This window comes from Streptomyces sp. NPDC000878 (assembly GCF_053599695.1).
On sequence record NZ_JBSFMT010000061.1, the window covers coordinates 22,718 to 37,358 of the forward strand.

Annotated in this window: 16 protein-coding genes; 2 read left to right on the forward strand and 14 right to left on the reverse strand. The window is 67.6% G+C overall.

Annotated features, from left to right (window positions below; genetic code table 11):
* Positions 1-99 precede the first annotated feature (99 nt).
* Both ACWDR4_RS37105 and ACWDR4_RS37110 read left to right on the forward strand, forming a co-directional pair.
* Positions 100-645, forward strand: a complete 546-nt coding sequence (locus ACWDR4_RS37105; RefSeq protein WP_450415033.1) for a replication-relaxation family protein — start codon at positions 100-102, stop codon at positions 643-645.
* A 296-nt stretch (positions 646-941) separates the two neighbouring features.
* Positions 942-1,982 (forward strand): phosphotransferase, encoded by a 1,041-nt coding sequence (locus ACWDR4_RS37110; protein WP_450415034.1) that lies wholly within the window; start codon positions 942-944, stop codon positions 1,980-1,982.
* Here the strand turns inward: ACWDR4_RS37110 and ACWDR4_RS37115 are convergent.
* The 14 genes from ACWDR4_RS37115 to ACWDR4_RS37180 all read right to left on the reverse strand — a co-directional run bounded on the left by ACWDR4_RS37115 (position 1,969) and on the right by ACWDR4_RS37180 (position 14,630).
* A complete protein-coding gene (locus tag ACWDR4_RS37115; RefSeq protein ID WP_450415036.1) occupies positions 1,969-3,012 on the reverse strand; it encodes a glycosyltransferase in 1,044 nt (347 codons plus the stop codon). The genes ACWDR4_RS37110 and ACWDR4_RS37115 overlap by 14 nt on opposite strands.
* The gene (locus ACWDR4_RS37120; RefSeq protein WP_450415037.1) at positions 3,012-3,614 is read right to left on the reverse strand and encodes an AAA family ATPase; all 603 of its coding nucleotides are present in this window, start codon (positions 3,612-3,614) and stop codon (positions 3,012-3,014) included. Before ACWDR4_RS37120 ends, ACWDR4_RS37115 begins: the two co-directional genes overlap by 1 nt.
* Positions 3,611-4,486: a PIG-L deacetylase family protein gene (locus ACWDR4_RS37125; RefSeq protein WP_450415039.1), complete on the reverse strand. Its 876-nt coding sequence runs from the start codon at positions 4,484-4,486 to the stop codon at positions 3,611-3,613. Before ACWDR4_RS37125 ends, ACWDR4_RS37120 begins: the two co-directional genes overlap by 4 nt.
* A gap of 20 nt (positions 4,487-4,506) precedes the next feature.
* Positions 4,507-5,241, reverse strand: coding sequence for a glycosyltransferase (locus ACWDR4_RS37130; RefSeq protein WP_450415041.1), 735 nt, complete (start codon positions 5,239-5,241; stop codon positions 4,507-4,509).
* Positions 5,238-6,155 (reverse strand): phosphotransferase, encoded by a 918-nt coding sequence (locus tag ACWDR4_RS37135; RefSeq protein ID WP_450415043.1) that lies wholly within the window; start codon positions 6,153-6,155, stop codon positions 5,238-5,240. The genes ACWDR4_RS37130 and ACWDR4_RS37135 overlap by 4 nt, the downstream gene beginning before the upstream one ends.
* Entirely contained in the window at positions 6,152-7,048 is an 897-nt protein-coding gene (locus ACWDR4_RS37140) for a glycosyltransferase family 8 protein (protein ID WP_450415044.1), read from the reverse strand. The genes ACWDR4_RS37135 and ACWDR4_RS37140 overlap by 4 nt, the downstream gene beginning before the upstream one ends.
* A gap of 152 nt (positions 7,049-7,200) precedes the next feature.
* On the reverse strand, positions 7,201-7,491 hold the full coding sequence (locus ACWDR4_RS37145) for a helix-turn-helix domain-containing protein (RefSeq protein ID WP_450415046.1): 291 nt from the start codon (positions 7,489-7,491) through the stop codon (positions 7,201-7,203).
* Entirely contained in the window at positions 7,488-8,498 is a 1,011-nt protein-coding gene (locus ACWDR4_RS37150) for an endonuclease/exonuclease/phosphatase family protein (RefSeq protein ID WP_450415047.1), read from the reverse strand. The genes ACWDR4_RS37145 and ACWDR4_RS37150 overlap by 4 nt, the downstream gene beginning before the upstream one ends.
* Positions 8,499-8,586: 88 nt before the next feature.
* Positions 8,587-8,763 carry a hypothetical protein gene (locus ACWDR4_RS37155; RefSeq protein WP_450415049.1) on the reverse strand — a complete coding sequence of 59 codons (177 nt, stop codon included), beginning with the start codon at positions 8,761-8,763 and terminating at the stop codon, positions 8,587-8,589.
* Between the two features lie 80 nt (positions 8,764-8,843).
* Positions 8,844-9,785, reverse strand: coding sequence for a GntR family transcriptional regulator (locus tag ACWDR4_RS37160; protein WP_450415051.1), 942 nt, complete (start codon positions 9,783-9,785; stop codon positions 8,844-8,846).
* Positions 9,778-10,617: a zinc-dependent metalloprotease gene (locus ACWDR4_RS37165; RefSeq protein WP_450415053.1), complete on the reverse strand. Its 840-nt coding sequence runs from the start codon at positions 10,615-10,617 to the stop codon at positions 9,778-9,780. Before ACWDR4_RS37165 ends, ACWDR4_RS37160 begins: the two co-directional genes overlap by 8 nt.
* 248 nt (positions 10,618-10,865) lie before the next feature.
* A complete protein-coding gene (locus ACWDR4_RS37170) occupies positions 10,866-11,639 on the reverse strand; it encodes a GntR family transcriptional regulator (protein ID WP_450415055.1) in 774 nt (257 codons plus the stop codon).
* A gap of 76 nt (positions 11,640-11,715) precedes the next feature.
* Entirely contained in the window at positions 11,716-13,110 is a 1,395-nt protein-coding gene (locus ACWDR4_RS37175; RefSeq protein WP_450415056.1) for a glutamine synthetase family protein, read from the reverse strand.
* A complete protein-coding gene (locus ACWDR4_RS37180) occupies positions 13,110-14,630 on the reverse strand; it encodes an amino acid permease (protein ID WP_450415058.1) in 1,521 nt (506 codons plus the stop codon). Before ACWDR4_RS37180 ends, ACWDR4_RS37175 begins: the two co-directional genes overlap by 1 nt.
* Between the last annotated feature and the right edge of the window lie 11 nt (positions 14,631-14,641).

Genomic DNA, 14,641 nt, shown 5'->3' on the forward strand with positions numbered 1-14,641 from the left:
GACCGGTCAACTCCACAACCTGCTGCGGCCCGACACGGAGCGCCAGACCGTCTCCGCGCCGCTGAGCAAACTACGCCCCGAGGTTCGGTTGGCTATGCGGTGCTGCCGCGGTCCCACCGGACCCGCGCCTGGTCCCTGACCGGCGAAGGCGCCCGGCTGGTCAGGGACTTTCCCGAACTCCGAGGCCGCCCGCCCCATCCGATCGCCTCGGCCACGGCCGCCTCGCTCAAAACTCCGCACACCCTGACCGTGATCCGCACCCACCTCGCATTCGTCACCGACGCCCGCAGACACGGCGACGAACACGGACACCTCGACTGGACACCCGAGGTCGCGCATCCACTCAGCGACGGCGACAAACTCATCACCGACGCGGTGATGCACTACACCCTTATCAGCGACGACCAGCGCACCAAGCTCAAGGCGTTCGTCGAGGTCGACCGAACCACCATGAGCAGCGAACGGCTCGCATCAAAGCTGATCGAATACACGGGCTGTGGTCGCACCAACCACAGCCCGCCGGACGCCAGCGTCCACGGCAGCCAGCCGCTCCCGATGCCATCTGGCTGCGCGGGTATCCCATCTTCCCCCGCATCCTGTCCGTCCTCACCGAAGCCACCCGCCACGTCTCGACAACCGGATTGACGACCTCCAGGCCATGACGGCACAGCACCCACTCGTCAGCACACTGGCCCGGAACGTACCCCTTGGCGCCGCCACCTCGACGATCTCGAAATGAACGGACCACCCGCGTCGGTTATGGGCGCTTTGGCCAGCGGCACACCACAAAGCTGTATCGAGCTACCGACGCACAACACGAACAATTGAAGGTGACGGTGCTCAATACATCGACGTGCGGATTCACGTCGCGACCTGCGGCATCTGGGTGGTTCTTCAAGAATATTGTTTCGTCCCGGGACGGAAGGCGTATTCTGCGGCGGGTGACCGATGCCGTAGCAGTGGACGAAGTCTCGAAGATCGTCCTCGATAAGGATCTTCCGACAGTCGCCGATGCCTTCGATCTTGGTGAGGTCACTGAGGCTCCCCGGTACCTGGCGGACGGCCTGATGAACCGCAACTGGCACATCGGCACTGGTCGGGGCCGCTTCGCGGTGAAACAGATCATCGACGTTCCGCTGGAGACCGCTCGCCGTAACCTACGGGCTCTCTCCGCGCTGGCCGCCGATGGTGTCCCGGTCTGCAAGCCGCTGACCAGTGGCAACGGGGACACGGTGGCGGAGGTCGACGACCGTGGGTACTGCGTCATCGAGTGGGTGGATGGCGTGCACGTACGCGGCACCGACCTGCCCCTTGACCAGGTGGCCGATCTCGGCCAGCGCCTGGGGCACATTCATCAGTCCCTGGCCGCGGACGCCCCCGCTCCGGTCCCGGCCAAGCCGCCGCTGGCGGAGGTCACTGATGCGAGGAAGGCTACGGAGAGCGCTGACCGTTACCTGACGGTCATCGCCGCCCAGGGTTCCCTGACTGCGTTCGATCGGGACGTCGTAGACGCGTTGGAGCAGCGCAAGAAGCTTCTCGGCAAGTACGCCGGTCTCCGCCCGGACGGCGATGTGCCGGCCGGTCCGTACGGCTGGACTCATGGTGACTTTCAGTACCGCAATATCGTGCGACGAGGCGGCGAGGTGATCGCGGTCCTGGACTGGGACCGGTTGCGGGTGCGTCCGTTTGCCGAGGAGGTCGTACGCACCGCGCAGGTGCAGTTCGGCGTCGCGGGCACCTTCGATCTGGAACGGGTGCGCGCGTTCATGGCCGGCTACCGGCGGGTTGTTGACCTGTCCAGCGCGGACCTGGCTGACGGGGTGCGGCGGCTGTGGTGGAAGCGGATGACCGATTTCTGGCAGCTCAGCTTCCACTACAAACGCGGCGACCATGGCTTCGACGACCTGTTCCTGGATGACGAGGCTCTTTTGGGGTGGTGGACGGAGCGGCTGGATGAGGTTCAGGACGCTATGACGGGATGACCCCGGACTGTGCGAGCTGGGGCAGGCACGGCCGGGTGAATGGCAGCGCGTGCTCGCGGGCTCTTTCGCCCAGCAGCGGGTCTCCCGGTGCCTGGATCGCGTCGGCCCATGTCGCCACGTCGGCGTCGCCGGACAGGACGAGGCCGCCATCGCCGATCGCCTCCGGGATGCCGCCGCGGTCGGCGCCGAGGCTCGGCAGTCCCTTGAGCGCCGCTTCGATGATGACGCGGGGAAAGGCGTCCTCGACGGCGGAGGGCACCAGCAGCAGCCGGTGGCGCTCGTACAGCGTATTCATGTCGTAAGTCCGGCGTACGTAGGTGACGTTGGGATAGCGAGCGAAGTCACCGTACGTGTCCCACCAGCCTTCGACCAGAGTGAACGGCTGGTCGGGCAGATGCTCCAAGAGCTCGTGCAGGAGGGCGGCGCCCTTCTGGACCACCGGGTTGATCATGAGGACGCCGTCGCCGGACGGGTCCGGTGACGGTTTGGGCCGGGCGAACGGCGGGTGCAGCAGCACTAAACGGGTCCCGTGCTGGGGCCGGGCGCGGGAGAGGACGAACCGGGACACGGTCAGCGCAGTATGCGGTCGGCCGTGGAGGACGTTCAGGCTGGTCGGTGAAACGGAGTGCAGCCAGGCGGCAACGTGCGTGATGCGGCGGGCCTGTGCGATGAGGCCGGCCGCGCCCTCCTGCGAGGTGATCAGCAGATCCGGTGTTAGCTGGGCGAGAGCGGCGGCGAGTGCCGAGTGAACCACGGTCTGGGGCACAGCGCGACAGTGCACGCCGTTCCACTTGTAGCGCACCTCCTGGTGTCCTTCGACGCATGGAACTCCGTGGGCGGCGAGATGTCCACGCAGGGTGGGCAGCTCGTTTTCGCCGTTCCAGGGTGCTTCGTAAGAGCCGAGGTAGGCCACGGTCCAGCCTGCGGCGGCGAACTCCTCAGCGAGGAGCTGCTGGGAGACTTCGGCTCCGCCGATCAGCAGCGGAGGCGGTGTGCGGCGCCAGGCGAACAGCACGGTCGGCATCGTCATCAGTTCCCCACTTCGACCAGTGCCCGCACAGACTGCGCGACGCTGTGCGCGGGTCCGTCGGCGGGGACCACGGTGATCTTGCCGGTGATGGGCGGTTCCAGTTTCTCGGTGAAGTAGGCGCGGGTCTGGGCGAGGAAGTCTGGGTCGTGCAGGAAGTACTCGGCCTCCTCTCCGGCCGCGGCCCGGCGTCGCCGCAGCGTCTGAGCGGACACATCCAGGTAGATCGTGTGGTCCGGCCGCAGGTGGGGTAGCTCCTCCAGCCGACTGCGGATCTGCTTGTGGACGCCGAAATCGTAGAGGCGGTCCATGGCGTACGCGTGGGCCATGAGGGTGTCCACCGACCGGTCCAGGATGACCGGGCGCCTGGGGTTGAGGGCAGCCTCCGCGGCGCGGTCGGCCTCGGCGGACATAAACGTCTCGAACGCGGCGAACTGCTCGGCCGCCGAGAGGGTACGGGGCGACGGGATCTCATGGACGGGCCGGATGTGCCGAACGTAGCAGCCGAAGAAGAGGGTGTCGGCGAGTGCTGGAGTCTCGCGGAGGTGGCGGATCACGGTGGTCTTGCCAGCGCAGGAGGGGCCTTCCAGGGCGACGATGGTCACGAGGTCGCCAGGCGGTAGAAGCGTTCGGCGAACTGGGGACTGGCCGTTTGGTCGAGGAGGTCGGCGGCGACCGTCCAAGCGTGGCGGATGGGCTTGTACATCTTGGAGATGGGCTGGATCTGGGAGCTGTGCAGGTGGAGCAGGGTGAGCTTGTCGAGGAGCACCCTGGTGATGTCCGTCAGTTCGGGCACCAGGCTGGTTCCAGTCCGGGTCCGGAACAGATGCTGGTCGCAGCCTGTGAGGGCGTAGGTGGACCAGAAGGCGAGGTCTTCGAAGAACCAGCGGCATCCCAGGCGGCGTGCGGCCTCGTGTACGAGGAGGTGATCGGGATGGCGGGTCACCGCTGCGGGGGCGAGGAGTTCGGCACCGTCGTACTGGGACAGGACTGCGGCGAGGTTGTGGGTGATGTCGTCCAGGCGGCCATTGTCGCGGGCGCGGTAGGGGCGGACGGCGTCCTGATAGCCGAGGAGGTGCCGTCGGCCACCGAAGGCCCGCAGTGTGGCGGCGCCTTCTCGTGCGCGCAGAGCGGAGACGGCTTCCGCGCTCGGGTACTTGGCCTCCAGGACGGGGTCGACGGTGGTGGACCGGGTGAAGACAGTGACCACGGTCAGCGGACGAGGTTTGGCGAGGAAGTGCCCGGAGGCGGATAGGGCGAAGTCGTCGTGGTGCGGTTCGATGACCACGACCGGGCGGCCGGCAGGGAGGCGCTCTTCGATGAGGTAACGCACGCCGCTGTGCGGGGCAGTCACGTACAGGACGGGGGCCTTGGCGGTGCGGCGAGTCAGTTGCTCCTGCCAGGCCAGATGGGCAGCTATCAGGTCGGTGGGGAAGGTGTAGATGCCCTCGGTGTCGGGAGCGGGCAGTGTCGGCACGGGGCGGGCCTCCGGGGTGGTCAGCGGACGGTGGACTGGTACCAGTGCCGCCAGAACGCGGCGGAGTGCGGGCGCAGGCGCGCAGTGACCGGGTTTTGCCACCACACCATTCGCCACGTGGACCACTGGTCGTAGCGTCGGGTGGAGGGCTTCACCCGCAATGTGTCGACAAGGGCGACGGGCCGGTGGGTAAGGTCGCCGAGCTGGCGCAGGCGGGCGAAGAACTCCATGTCCTCGCTCATGAACCAGTCGGTGCGGTAGCCGCCGAGCGCGCGGAAGGCTTCGGCAGTGCAGAACTGGTCCACGCCCTGGGCGCCGCGGTGGCGGCGTCGATAAGCGTCCCAGTAGCGGCACAGCAGCCGGGCTCCAAGCCGCCGGGGGGTGTAGAGCGGTGGGATCGCGCCGCCGACATGCCGGCCGGAGTTGAGCAGGTTCATGACGGTGGTGACGGCCTCTGCCGGGATGGATACGTCGGCGTCGATGAAGAACAGGTAGCGGCCCTGGGCGACGGCGGCTCCGGTGTTGCGGACGGTGCCGATGTTGCGCGCGCTCTCGCGTACGACGCGGGCGCCGAGATTGGTGGCAACCAAGGTGGTGGCGTCCTGGCTGTCGTTGTCCACGACGATGATCTCGCCCGCCTCGCCGCTCGTCTCCTCCCACAGGTGGAGAGACGTGAGGATGGTAGGCAGGTGGCGGGGCAGGTAGTCGGCTTCGTTGAACGCCGGGATCACGATAGACAGGGCGGGGACGGTCATCGCCTGCTGCTCTCCTTCAAGGGGGTGGCCATGCGGAAGAGGTGCGGGGTGCGCTCGACGGCGCGGATCAGACGCCTGGCCCACCGGGCACGGTCGGCTCCGTCGCTGGATCGGTCGGCGCAGACCCAGCAGCGCACCGTGTGGAAGGCGACCGATGCATCCACGAGATCGGCATCCAGCGGCCGACCGTAGGCGCCGGTGACCTGTTCCCGGTCATTGCTCTCCACGGCGCCGGTGACGGTCAGGGTCTGGGCTACGTCGAATTCCGGGACGCACGGGCCGCTCTGTGCGAAGTCGACGACGTGCAGCAGTCCGGCCGTGGGGCCGTGTTCGGGGATGACGATGTTGTCGCCGTGTAGATCGCCATGGCCCGTCACCATCAGGGACGGGTCCGCGCACCGCTCGGCCATGATGTGGAGGGCCGGTTCGAGTCGGTTCATCACGGTGCGCGGGCTACGGCGGTCGAGCCAGGCGACGTGCTCGGCGAACGGCCGGACCGCAAGCCCCGGTGTAGGAGGGATCTCGTGGAAGCGCCCCAGGAGAGTGCCGAGATGTCCAAGCCCCTGGGCTCGGGGGAGCCGGTCGGCCTTGATGGCGCCGTCCAGCGTGAGGGGGCCCAGATCCGTGGTGACGATCGCCTTCGCCTGATGGCCGGGGACGGGGCCGCAGCCCAGTACCGCGGGGACGCGGACGAACCCGGTCACCGCCTCGATCATGCGCCCCTCGGTGATCGCATTGCGGCTCGCACTGTCGGTGAACACCTTGACGACCACGCGACGCCCATCAGTCAAAGACACCCGGTAGACGGCCGACCTCGACCCCAGCTTCAGGCGCCTGGCCCCCGCCGCCCCTGTCGAGAGCAGTGCCGAGCAGGCACGGGCAACCACGGGCTCCACGCCTAACCGCCCCGTCATCTCACTCCTCCACCGACGACCTCGATACCCAGTTCGCCCATGCAGTTGAGGTGACGGACGGTCGCCCGCAGATGGATCCGGTACTCGGCGACGTCCTCCGTAGCCGGGCAGCCGGACAGCCAGGGCTTCTCGGGGCCGACGAAATGCACCAGCACCGCGTCCGGGTCCGCCCGCACCGGCCGGTCGACCACCCGCCGCACCCAGTTGCCGCGCTCGCCGAACCGCCCCAGTTCGAACCGGTTGAACACTGCGTCGACTGGCTGCACCGCCCGCGAGGAAAGCAGCCACAAGTTCAGCGCGTCCTGGTCGTTGTGCAGGATGTGCTGGCGGCCCCTAACGAGCGCCCTCTGTACTCCGGCGCGGAGAGAAGACAGCATCGTCACCGGCATCCACAGCACCCCGGCGTTGAAGTAGGCCCGCTCCCGCAGGTGTGGCCACCGCTGTTCCACTCCGGGCAGTGCATGGCCCGTTCCGCCGACGCGCGGGTTGAACTCGTCCTGCACGGCGCCCAGCCGGCCAGGGGCCAGTGCATCGAGCGGGGCCGAGAGATCACCGCGCACCAGGACGTCCGCGTCCAGATAGATCAGGTAGGGACGTTGGACGAAACCGGCGGTGAAGTGGAACCGCAAGTAGGTGGTGATGCTGATGTACTCGGCGTCAGCCATCCGGGAGGCGGCCGAGGGAACGCGCCATCGGATGTCGAACGAGCCGAAGCCGAGACGGCGAGCGAAATCCGCCAGCGTCACAGCGTGGGCGGGGCTCAGGTCCAGGGCCAGGACGCGCAGGGCCACGTCCCGGCGCGCTCGCGGGGCCAGCCCGTCGGCCACGGAAGAGACCGTGGCCAGCGCGGGCAGCATGTACCGCTCGTCGACACATAGGCCGATCGCGTACACCGAAGTCCTCCAGAAATGAAGTGGGAGACGGGCCACCTGAAGGAGGCTCGCCGTCACGCTGTTCAGGCGGGTGGCGGGACGGCAGGCGTGACGCCCTCGCCGGGTAGCGGGTGCGACGTCTCCCTTCCGGGTGTCGTACACGACGGTCGGGCCTACGCCGGGTTGTGTGCTCCGCCGCGCCCGCGCAACTTCACGCCGTCGTTCAGAAGGCTGCGGCGGACAGCTCCGAACGAGCGGCCCGTGTGCTCTTCGATGTCGCGGATAGATGCACCCAGGCCGTACGCGTTCACCACACGCCGCGTGAATTGAACGGCCGCATCACCCGTGAGGTACGTACGGGACTGGTACGGGATGGGCAGGTGGTTCAACTCCTGCTTCCACGGAGGTTCCTGCGCCTGATCGGCCGTCGCAGGAACGCTGCTGGGCGTCGTGAACGCCGTCATGAGGCAATGCCCTCTTCCGCTCCTCCTGTGGTGGAGTACGCGTAGCCGTCGGCGGGGCCTGCCGGTGCAGAACTCTGGTGAACCCGAGCGCCGGCCGCCTCGGGGGACAGGACACGCTGTAGTGCGGAGAGGCTGAACGTGGCGAGCACCGGGGGGTGGTCGGAGGCCGCGATCACGTCGTCGTTGACCACGACCTTCAGGCTGATCAGGCACCCCGCGACCTGCGGGGTCGCAAGAACCCAGTCGATCCGTTGTCGTGATCCCTGGTTGGTTTTCCACAGCGACGCCGTCGGGTCGAGGGCTGTCTCCTGACCAAGCGGGCCGGTCGCGGCGTGGTGGGCCAGGTCGACGAAGACGGGCGGGTGTCCCGCGTGCTCGCCGCAGAGGATCTCGTGCGCAACGGTGTCGGAGACCCGCTTGCCGTCCCGGACGATCGTGCGGTGCTCGAAGTGGCTGCGGTCCTCGACCTCGGACCAATCAGGCAGCGGAGTACGGTCGTTCAGACGGTGCGGATAGGAGTTCCCGTCGCCTCCGATGATCGCTGCCATGCCCGGTTTCCCCAGCGTGGTCAGCCGCTTCGCCTCCCGCGCGCGTGTTGCCGGGTCCCACGAGCACAGGTGGAACGATCCGAGGCTCAGTGCCTGCGTGGTGCCCTTGATGAGGACCACCGGGTTGCACACCGGGTGCCACAGATTGGTGCCGTGCTCGTAGTGGTTGGTCGGCTGGCACACCTCGTAGTCCACGTACACGCCGGTCGGGTTGGCGGATTCCGAGGTGGCGGTGGCAAGGAACGGGAAGTGGTGGCCGAGCCGACGTGCCTCGTTCCAGACCATGCTCTGGCCGTCCCGGTCGGCGCGTGTCAGTTCCTGCCGGAGCAGTACATGCGGCTGGACGGCGTCCAGGACGTCCATGGCCAGGTCCCAGCGCGCGGTGGAGCCGTCCTTGTCCACCCCGTTGTGCTCGATATTCCACGAGAGGACACGAAACTCATCCTTGGGACTGCTCAAGTTTTCTCCCTGATCAGTTCGGGCCCCTTTCTGCCCCCGGCACCGTCATGCTGAGGAGAGAAAGGGTGTTTGTGTGATGGGTGCAGGCTCAGTGGTGCGTTTGGTCGGTGGTGGTAAACGGAGCGAAGGCCTCGACGTCGTAGCTGGGGAGCTGGCCCCAGGGACAGATATGTGTGTTGAATCGGGCGGCCAACTGGGTCAACCCGAACAACAACTCCAGGACGACCTGGTCGATGCGCTCTTCTCTGGCGGGGAGGCTGTTCATACGGCCTCTTCCCTTCTGTTTTGCGGCCCTGTTCCCCCGCGCGAGGCGTTGGACTTCCGCGGGGCTGCCGCGCGCGGAAGTCAGGCGGAGGCCCGGTCGGGAAGCACTCCCGAGGAAGGCTTCTGTTCGGGCGCGGGAGCCGCAAACAGACCCTTTTGGGAAACGTGATTAAGGAGGAGTTGCTTTCTCTTGAGTTGCCCGAGTGCCTTCTGAACGACGACATTACTGACGCCGAATTCGTCAGCGAGTACCTTCAGGGTGGGCAGTCTCGCTCCGGGCGGGTATGTGCCGTCGGTGAGTCTCTTCGTCACGACGGCCCGGATGTGCGCAGCATTTGTGACACCAGGCTGGAGAATGGTCCAGGTCTCTTGCCCACCGCCCCCGACGCTCACGCGATGTGCGGACTCGGCTGACGGAGCGCGTGGGTCCGTCACGACGGTGCCCAGTCCCATCAAGGTCACCATCAGTCCGGCATCGGCCAGACGTCTGACGGCCTGCCGGACTTTCCACAGGGGGATGCCGAGTTCCTCGCTGAGCCGCGCGAAGGGGGGAATCTTCGTGCACACCGTGTAGGTGCCGTCAGCTATCCGGGCCCGCAATATCCCCTCGGCCCGATCTTGGTCAGTCCGGTCCGGACTCCTTCCGGCTGGTAGGCCGGCAGGGACAGCCGCGGGGGCGGCAGGATCGAGGACGTATGTACCCACAGAGGAGAACGAGGCGATGAGTTTGTCCGCGATCATACGGGCGGCCACGGTCTGTACCACCGCGCCCGAGACGCCGAACTCGGCCATCAGCGCCCGCTGGCTCGGCAACCATGTCCTCACGGGGTAGGTACCGTCGGCCAGCCGCGTACGCAGAGCCTGCTCCACGCGCGCGACGCCATCGGCGTACCGCGTTCCGCCGTTGTCAGGGGCAGGACGGGCAGGGGCGCAGCGCGTTGGTCGCGATGCGGTCCGTCTGTCCGGGACGGAACCGTCGGGAGCTGCCGTCGGATCTCGGCGGGGCGAGAGGAGGTCAGGCATGGAGGGAGCCCTGCTCGATGCGGCGGGTCCAGGCTTCAGGGGCGGCGATCTCTTCTGCTGTGGGCAGGAGCGACAGGTCGTTCCAGACGTGGTTGACAACGCCGGTGCCGTGGGCCGCGACAGCATGTCCGATGAGGTGGGCCCCCTGCTCGTAGGCATCACGGCTGGGGACGAGGCGGCGGATGATGTCACGGTTGTGCAGGCGGTAGCGCCAGGACTTCCGTGCTTGCCGATGATCGGCCGGTGTGCCGAGAAGCTGCGTGGTGGCCTGCTGGTCGGCCCACGTCGCGTGTCCCTCCAGGACGGTCGAGACACTGCATGGTGGCGCGGGGGTCCCACGTTTCTGCAGGAAGAAGCTGTCCCAGACCGTGCCGCCGTGGGCTTCCGCCTGCATCTGATGGACCAGTTCATGGGCGATGACCTGGTGGAGAGAAGGCTCGTCGGCCAGCACACCACAGTGGCGCAAGGCCCTCGGGGCGATGATCGTCTCCCACCGAGTGTCGGCGGCCTGCTGGGTCGCGGCGGGCACCAGAGGCCAGAGCAGGACAGGGACAAACGCCGCGATCTTGAGCCCGACCCGGACTGCCGTGATTTCTGCCGACGTCAGGTCGAGGTCGGCGAGGTCACGGGCGAAGGTGCGGTGCCGGTTCTGCCGGAGCTCTTCCCGCCATGCCTTGGGGGTCAGCAGGCGGACGCGGACCTCCGGGGGAAGGGGAAGGCCGGTTATCTCCTGCACCGTCGGCGCCACCCGGTGAAGGATCGCGGAGACCTGATCGGCCAGGTCGGGGTGGCCGTGGGTGTCGTCAACAACGGTGAAGCGGCAAGGGATCACTGATCGTCCTGTCGGGAGAGCTGGTCGTGGTAGTGCGCTGAGCGGCGAGATCACCAGTTGTGGGATGCGCGTCCGCTTGGCTTCATCGGCCCCTTCGCTCCCCGGCCACCGTCAAGGCCCGGGGAGCGAAGGGCGTCTGTGGTGGAGTCCTCCCCGCCGCCGGACGGGAGTTGGGGCTCCGAGCCTGGCAACGGGGAGGGGGAACCGCGCGCGGCAGTGGACTGCGACGGGGCTGCCGCGCGCGGGAGTCAGGCGGAGGCCTGGTCGGGAAGCACTTCCGAGGAAGGCTTCCGTTCGGGCGCGGGAGCCGCGAACAGGGCCTTCTGTGAAACGTGGTTGAGGATGAGGCGCTGTTCCTTGAGTTGCCTGAGTGCGTTCCGGACAGGGCTTTCGCTCACGCCGAACTCTTCAGCGAGTGCACTTCGGGTGGGCAACCTTGCTCCGGGCGGGTACGTTCCGTCGGACAACCTCTGTGTCACGACATCCCTGACGTGCGACGCAGGGGTGACACCTGGCCGGGGAATGAACCAGGTCTCCTGCCGACCCCCCACGTTTACGCGGTGTCTGGACCCGGTTGACGGAGCTCGTGGATCCGTCACGACGGTGCCCTGTCCCATCACGCTCATCATCAGTCCGGCATCGGTCAGTCTCCGAACGGCCTGACGGACTTTCCACTCATGGACACCGAGTTCCTTGCTCAGCCGTTTGAGGGCGGGGATCTTGGTGCCCACTGTGTAGGTGCCGTCCGCCATCCGGGCCCGCAGTACCTTCTCGACCCGGTCCCGCCCGGTCATATCTGGTCCGAGTCGCTCTGGCCGGCTGGCAGGGTCGGCGGGATCGAGGACGTAAGTACCCCTAGAGGGCACCGAGGCAATGAGTTTGTCAGCGATCAGTCGGCTGATCACGGCATCGACCACGAAGCCCGTGACGCCGAACTCGGACCTCAGTGCCGGCCGGGTCGGGAACAGTGTCCTCACGGGGTAGGTGCCGTCGGCCAGCCGCGTACGCAGAGCCTGCTCCACGCGCGCGACACCAGCGCGGAGCACGGTGGGAGCCGCGGTGCGCTGGGAGGTCAGTTGCTTGGACCGGGTAGCGAGATCAGGCACGGAGGAACCCCCGTTCGCGGTCGATGTCCGTGACCTGACCGCGCTCTGCGGCGATCTCGATCTCGGCGGCACGGGCGTAGTGGGCGACGACTTCGGGGCTGACCGCGTGCCGGGCGATGTGGCTCTCCCGGAAATCGGTCAGCGCCTCGTCAAGGGTGCGGGGCACCGGGAGCGAATCGACGTCGTCGTACGCGTCGCCGGTGACCGGCTCCGGCAGCTTCGGGTGCCCGGTCAGGCCGTGGTTGATTGCCGCGATCACGGCTGCGAGAACGAGGTAGGGGTTGGCGTCGGCGCCCGCCAGCCGTACTTCCAGCCGTGTGTTCTCACCGTGGCCCGCGACGCGGACGGCGCAGGTGCGGTTGTCCACCCCCCACGTGTAGTTCGTGGGGGCGAAGGAGCGGCGGGCGTAGCGTTTGTAGGAGTTGGTGGTGGGTGCGTACAGCGGTGCGAGGTGCGGCAGGGCGTCGAGCAGCCCGGCGACGGACTGGTGGAGGCGTTCGGGCAGTTCGTCGTGGGATCGCGGGGTGAAGACCGGGTCGCCGTCGCGCCAGAGGGATACGTGCAGGTGCAGGCCGGAGCCGACGCCGGTCTGTGGGGCGGCCATGAACGTGGGCGTCATGCCGTGGCGGGCGGCGATGTGGCGGGTGGCTTGCTTGTGGACGGTGTAGGTGTCGCAGGCGCGGACCGGGTCCCCGTACGGCCAGGTCACCTCGATCTGGCCGGCGGCCCCCTCGGTTTTGACCGCCTCGACCGGAGTACCGGCCTGGGCCAGGGCGTCCTGGAGGTCGTGGAAGAACGCGCGTAAGACCGTCGGGTGCTCCAGTGCGTAGTCGAGGTTGTAAGGCGAGGCGGGCGTCAGTCCCTGGTACCCGGCGTCGCGGATCTGGGCTTCGGTGCCCTGGTACAGCACGACCTCACTCTCGACACCGACCTTCACGTCCAGGTGGTGCCGAGTACGGAGGACCCTCAGCTGCTCGCGGAGCATCCGGCGCGGGGCGACGTCGACGGCAGTGCCGTCGGGATTCTCGAAGTCACCGAGCACGAGGACGGTGCCGGGCAGATAGCTCAGCCGTCGGATGGCCTTCTGGTCGGGGACGACGTGGAGGTCGCCGTACCCGGTGTGCCAGCCCGCGAGGCCGAAGCCGCCCGCTGTGTTCATGTCCACGTCCGAGGCAAGGACGTACGCGCACATCTCCGGGCCAGCTGGGAGTTGGGCCAGGAAGTGCACGGAGTCCAGGATCTTGCCCTTGAGGCGGCCCATCATGTCCGGGACGCCGACCATCACCGCAGTGATCTCCCCGCCGGTCACGAGGGTGGTGAGTTCGTCGACGGAGAGCAGTCCCACGGACTGTGCCGTCGGGTCGTGCTGGGGATTCTGGCTGGTCATCAGACCACCCGGCTGGAGAGGTCGGCCTGCTGGGAGGCGCTGCCGAGCGTGGGGATCTGGTACTTGCGCCGTCCCTGGGTGATCCAGGTCAGCCAGGCCAGGAACAGGGCCGCCAGCAGGGTCACGCCCGCGTAGTTGAAGGTCTCGGTGGTGATGGGCGAGACCTGGGGCAGGCAGAACACGAGGGTGATGGACCCGGCGTAGAGGACCGCGGCGATGCCGACCGGGCGGCGCGCCTTGTCGAGGGTCCACGGGCCGGGCTTGTAGCTGCTGCCCTTGCGCAACGCGAGGAAGACGGGGATGGCGTAGGCGGGGATCATGCCGACAGCGTTGATCGCGGTGATCGCCCCGTACGCGGCGGGCGACTTCAGGGCGGGAATCGCCAGGAGGAAGGGGACTGCGACCGACAGCCACACAGCGAAGATGGGGGTTTGGGTGCGGGGTCTGACGTATCGCCAGGTGTTCCAGCCTGGCAGGGCCTTGTCCCGGGAGAACGCGTACACCATCCGGCTGGCTGCGGCGGTCTCCGCGTTGCCGCAGAACAACATGGCGACGATGACGACGAGCAGGAGGGCTTTCGCGCCGCCGACGCCCAGGACGTCGAGGAAGATCTGCGCGGGCGCCGCACCGGTGGTCGTGTTCAGGGTGGCGTCGTAGTCCTGGATGGCGAACAGCATGCCGACGAGCAGGCCGAACCCAGCGACCCAGGAGACGATGATGGCGCGCACGATGCCCCGTGGGGCGGCCATCTGGGCCTGCTTGGTCTCTTCCGACAGGTGGGAGGAGGCGTCGTACCCGCAGAATGTGTAACCGGCCAGGAGGCAGCCGATCAGGCACACATACAGCGTGCTGTCGAAACCGGTGCCGTTGTTGAAGTGCGTGAACACGAACTCGGCCGACTGGTGCTCGACAGGGGCGAAGGCCAGCAGTCCGACGATCAGCGCGACGCCTCCGAGCTGCCACCACACGGAGATCGAGTTGAGGACGTTGACGACGTGCACGCCGAACGTGTTGAGGGCGCCGTGCAGCAGCAGGATGCACGCGAAGATCACCATGGTGGTGCCGGGCGACGGTGTGATGCCCCACTGGAGGTTCGCGAAGGCGGCGATGAACGAGGCGGCCCCGTAGTCGATACCGGCGATGGCACCCAACAGGCCGAGGAGGTTGAACCAGCCCGTCACCCAGCCCCAGCGGGGTCCGCCGAGGCGGTGGGCCATGTAGTACAGGCCACCTGAGGTGGGGTAAGCGGAGGTGACGTCGGCCAGGGACAGGCCCAGCAGGAGCGTCCCCAGACCGACAGCGGCCCAGCCGCCGAGCATGATCGCGGGGCCGCCGGTTTTCATGCCGAACCCGAACAGGCTCATGCCGCCGGCCAGGACGCAGATGACGGAGAAGGAAATCGCGAAATTCCCGAAGGGTCCCATCCTGCGGGCCAGTTCCTGCTTATAGCCGTGCTCGGCCAGGGCGGCAGCATCATCCAGCCCAGCGTGGGCTGCTTTTCTCGGAGACACCGAAGACATTCCTCTGATCG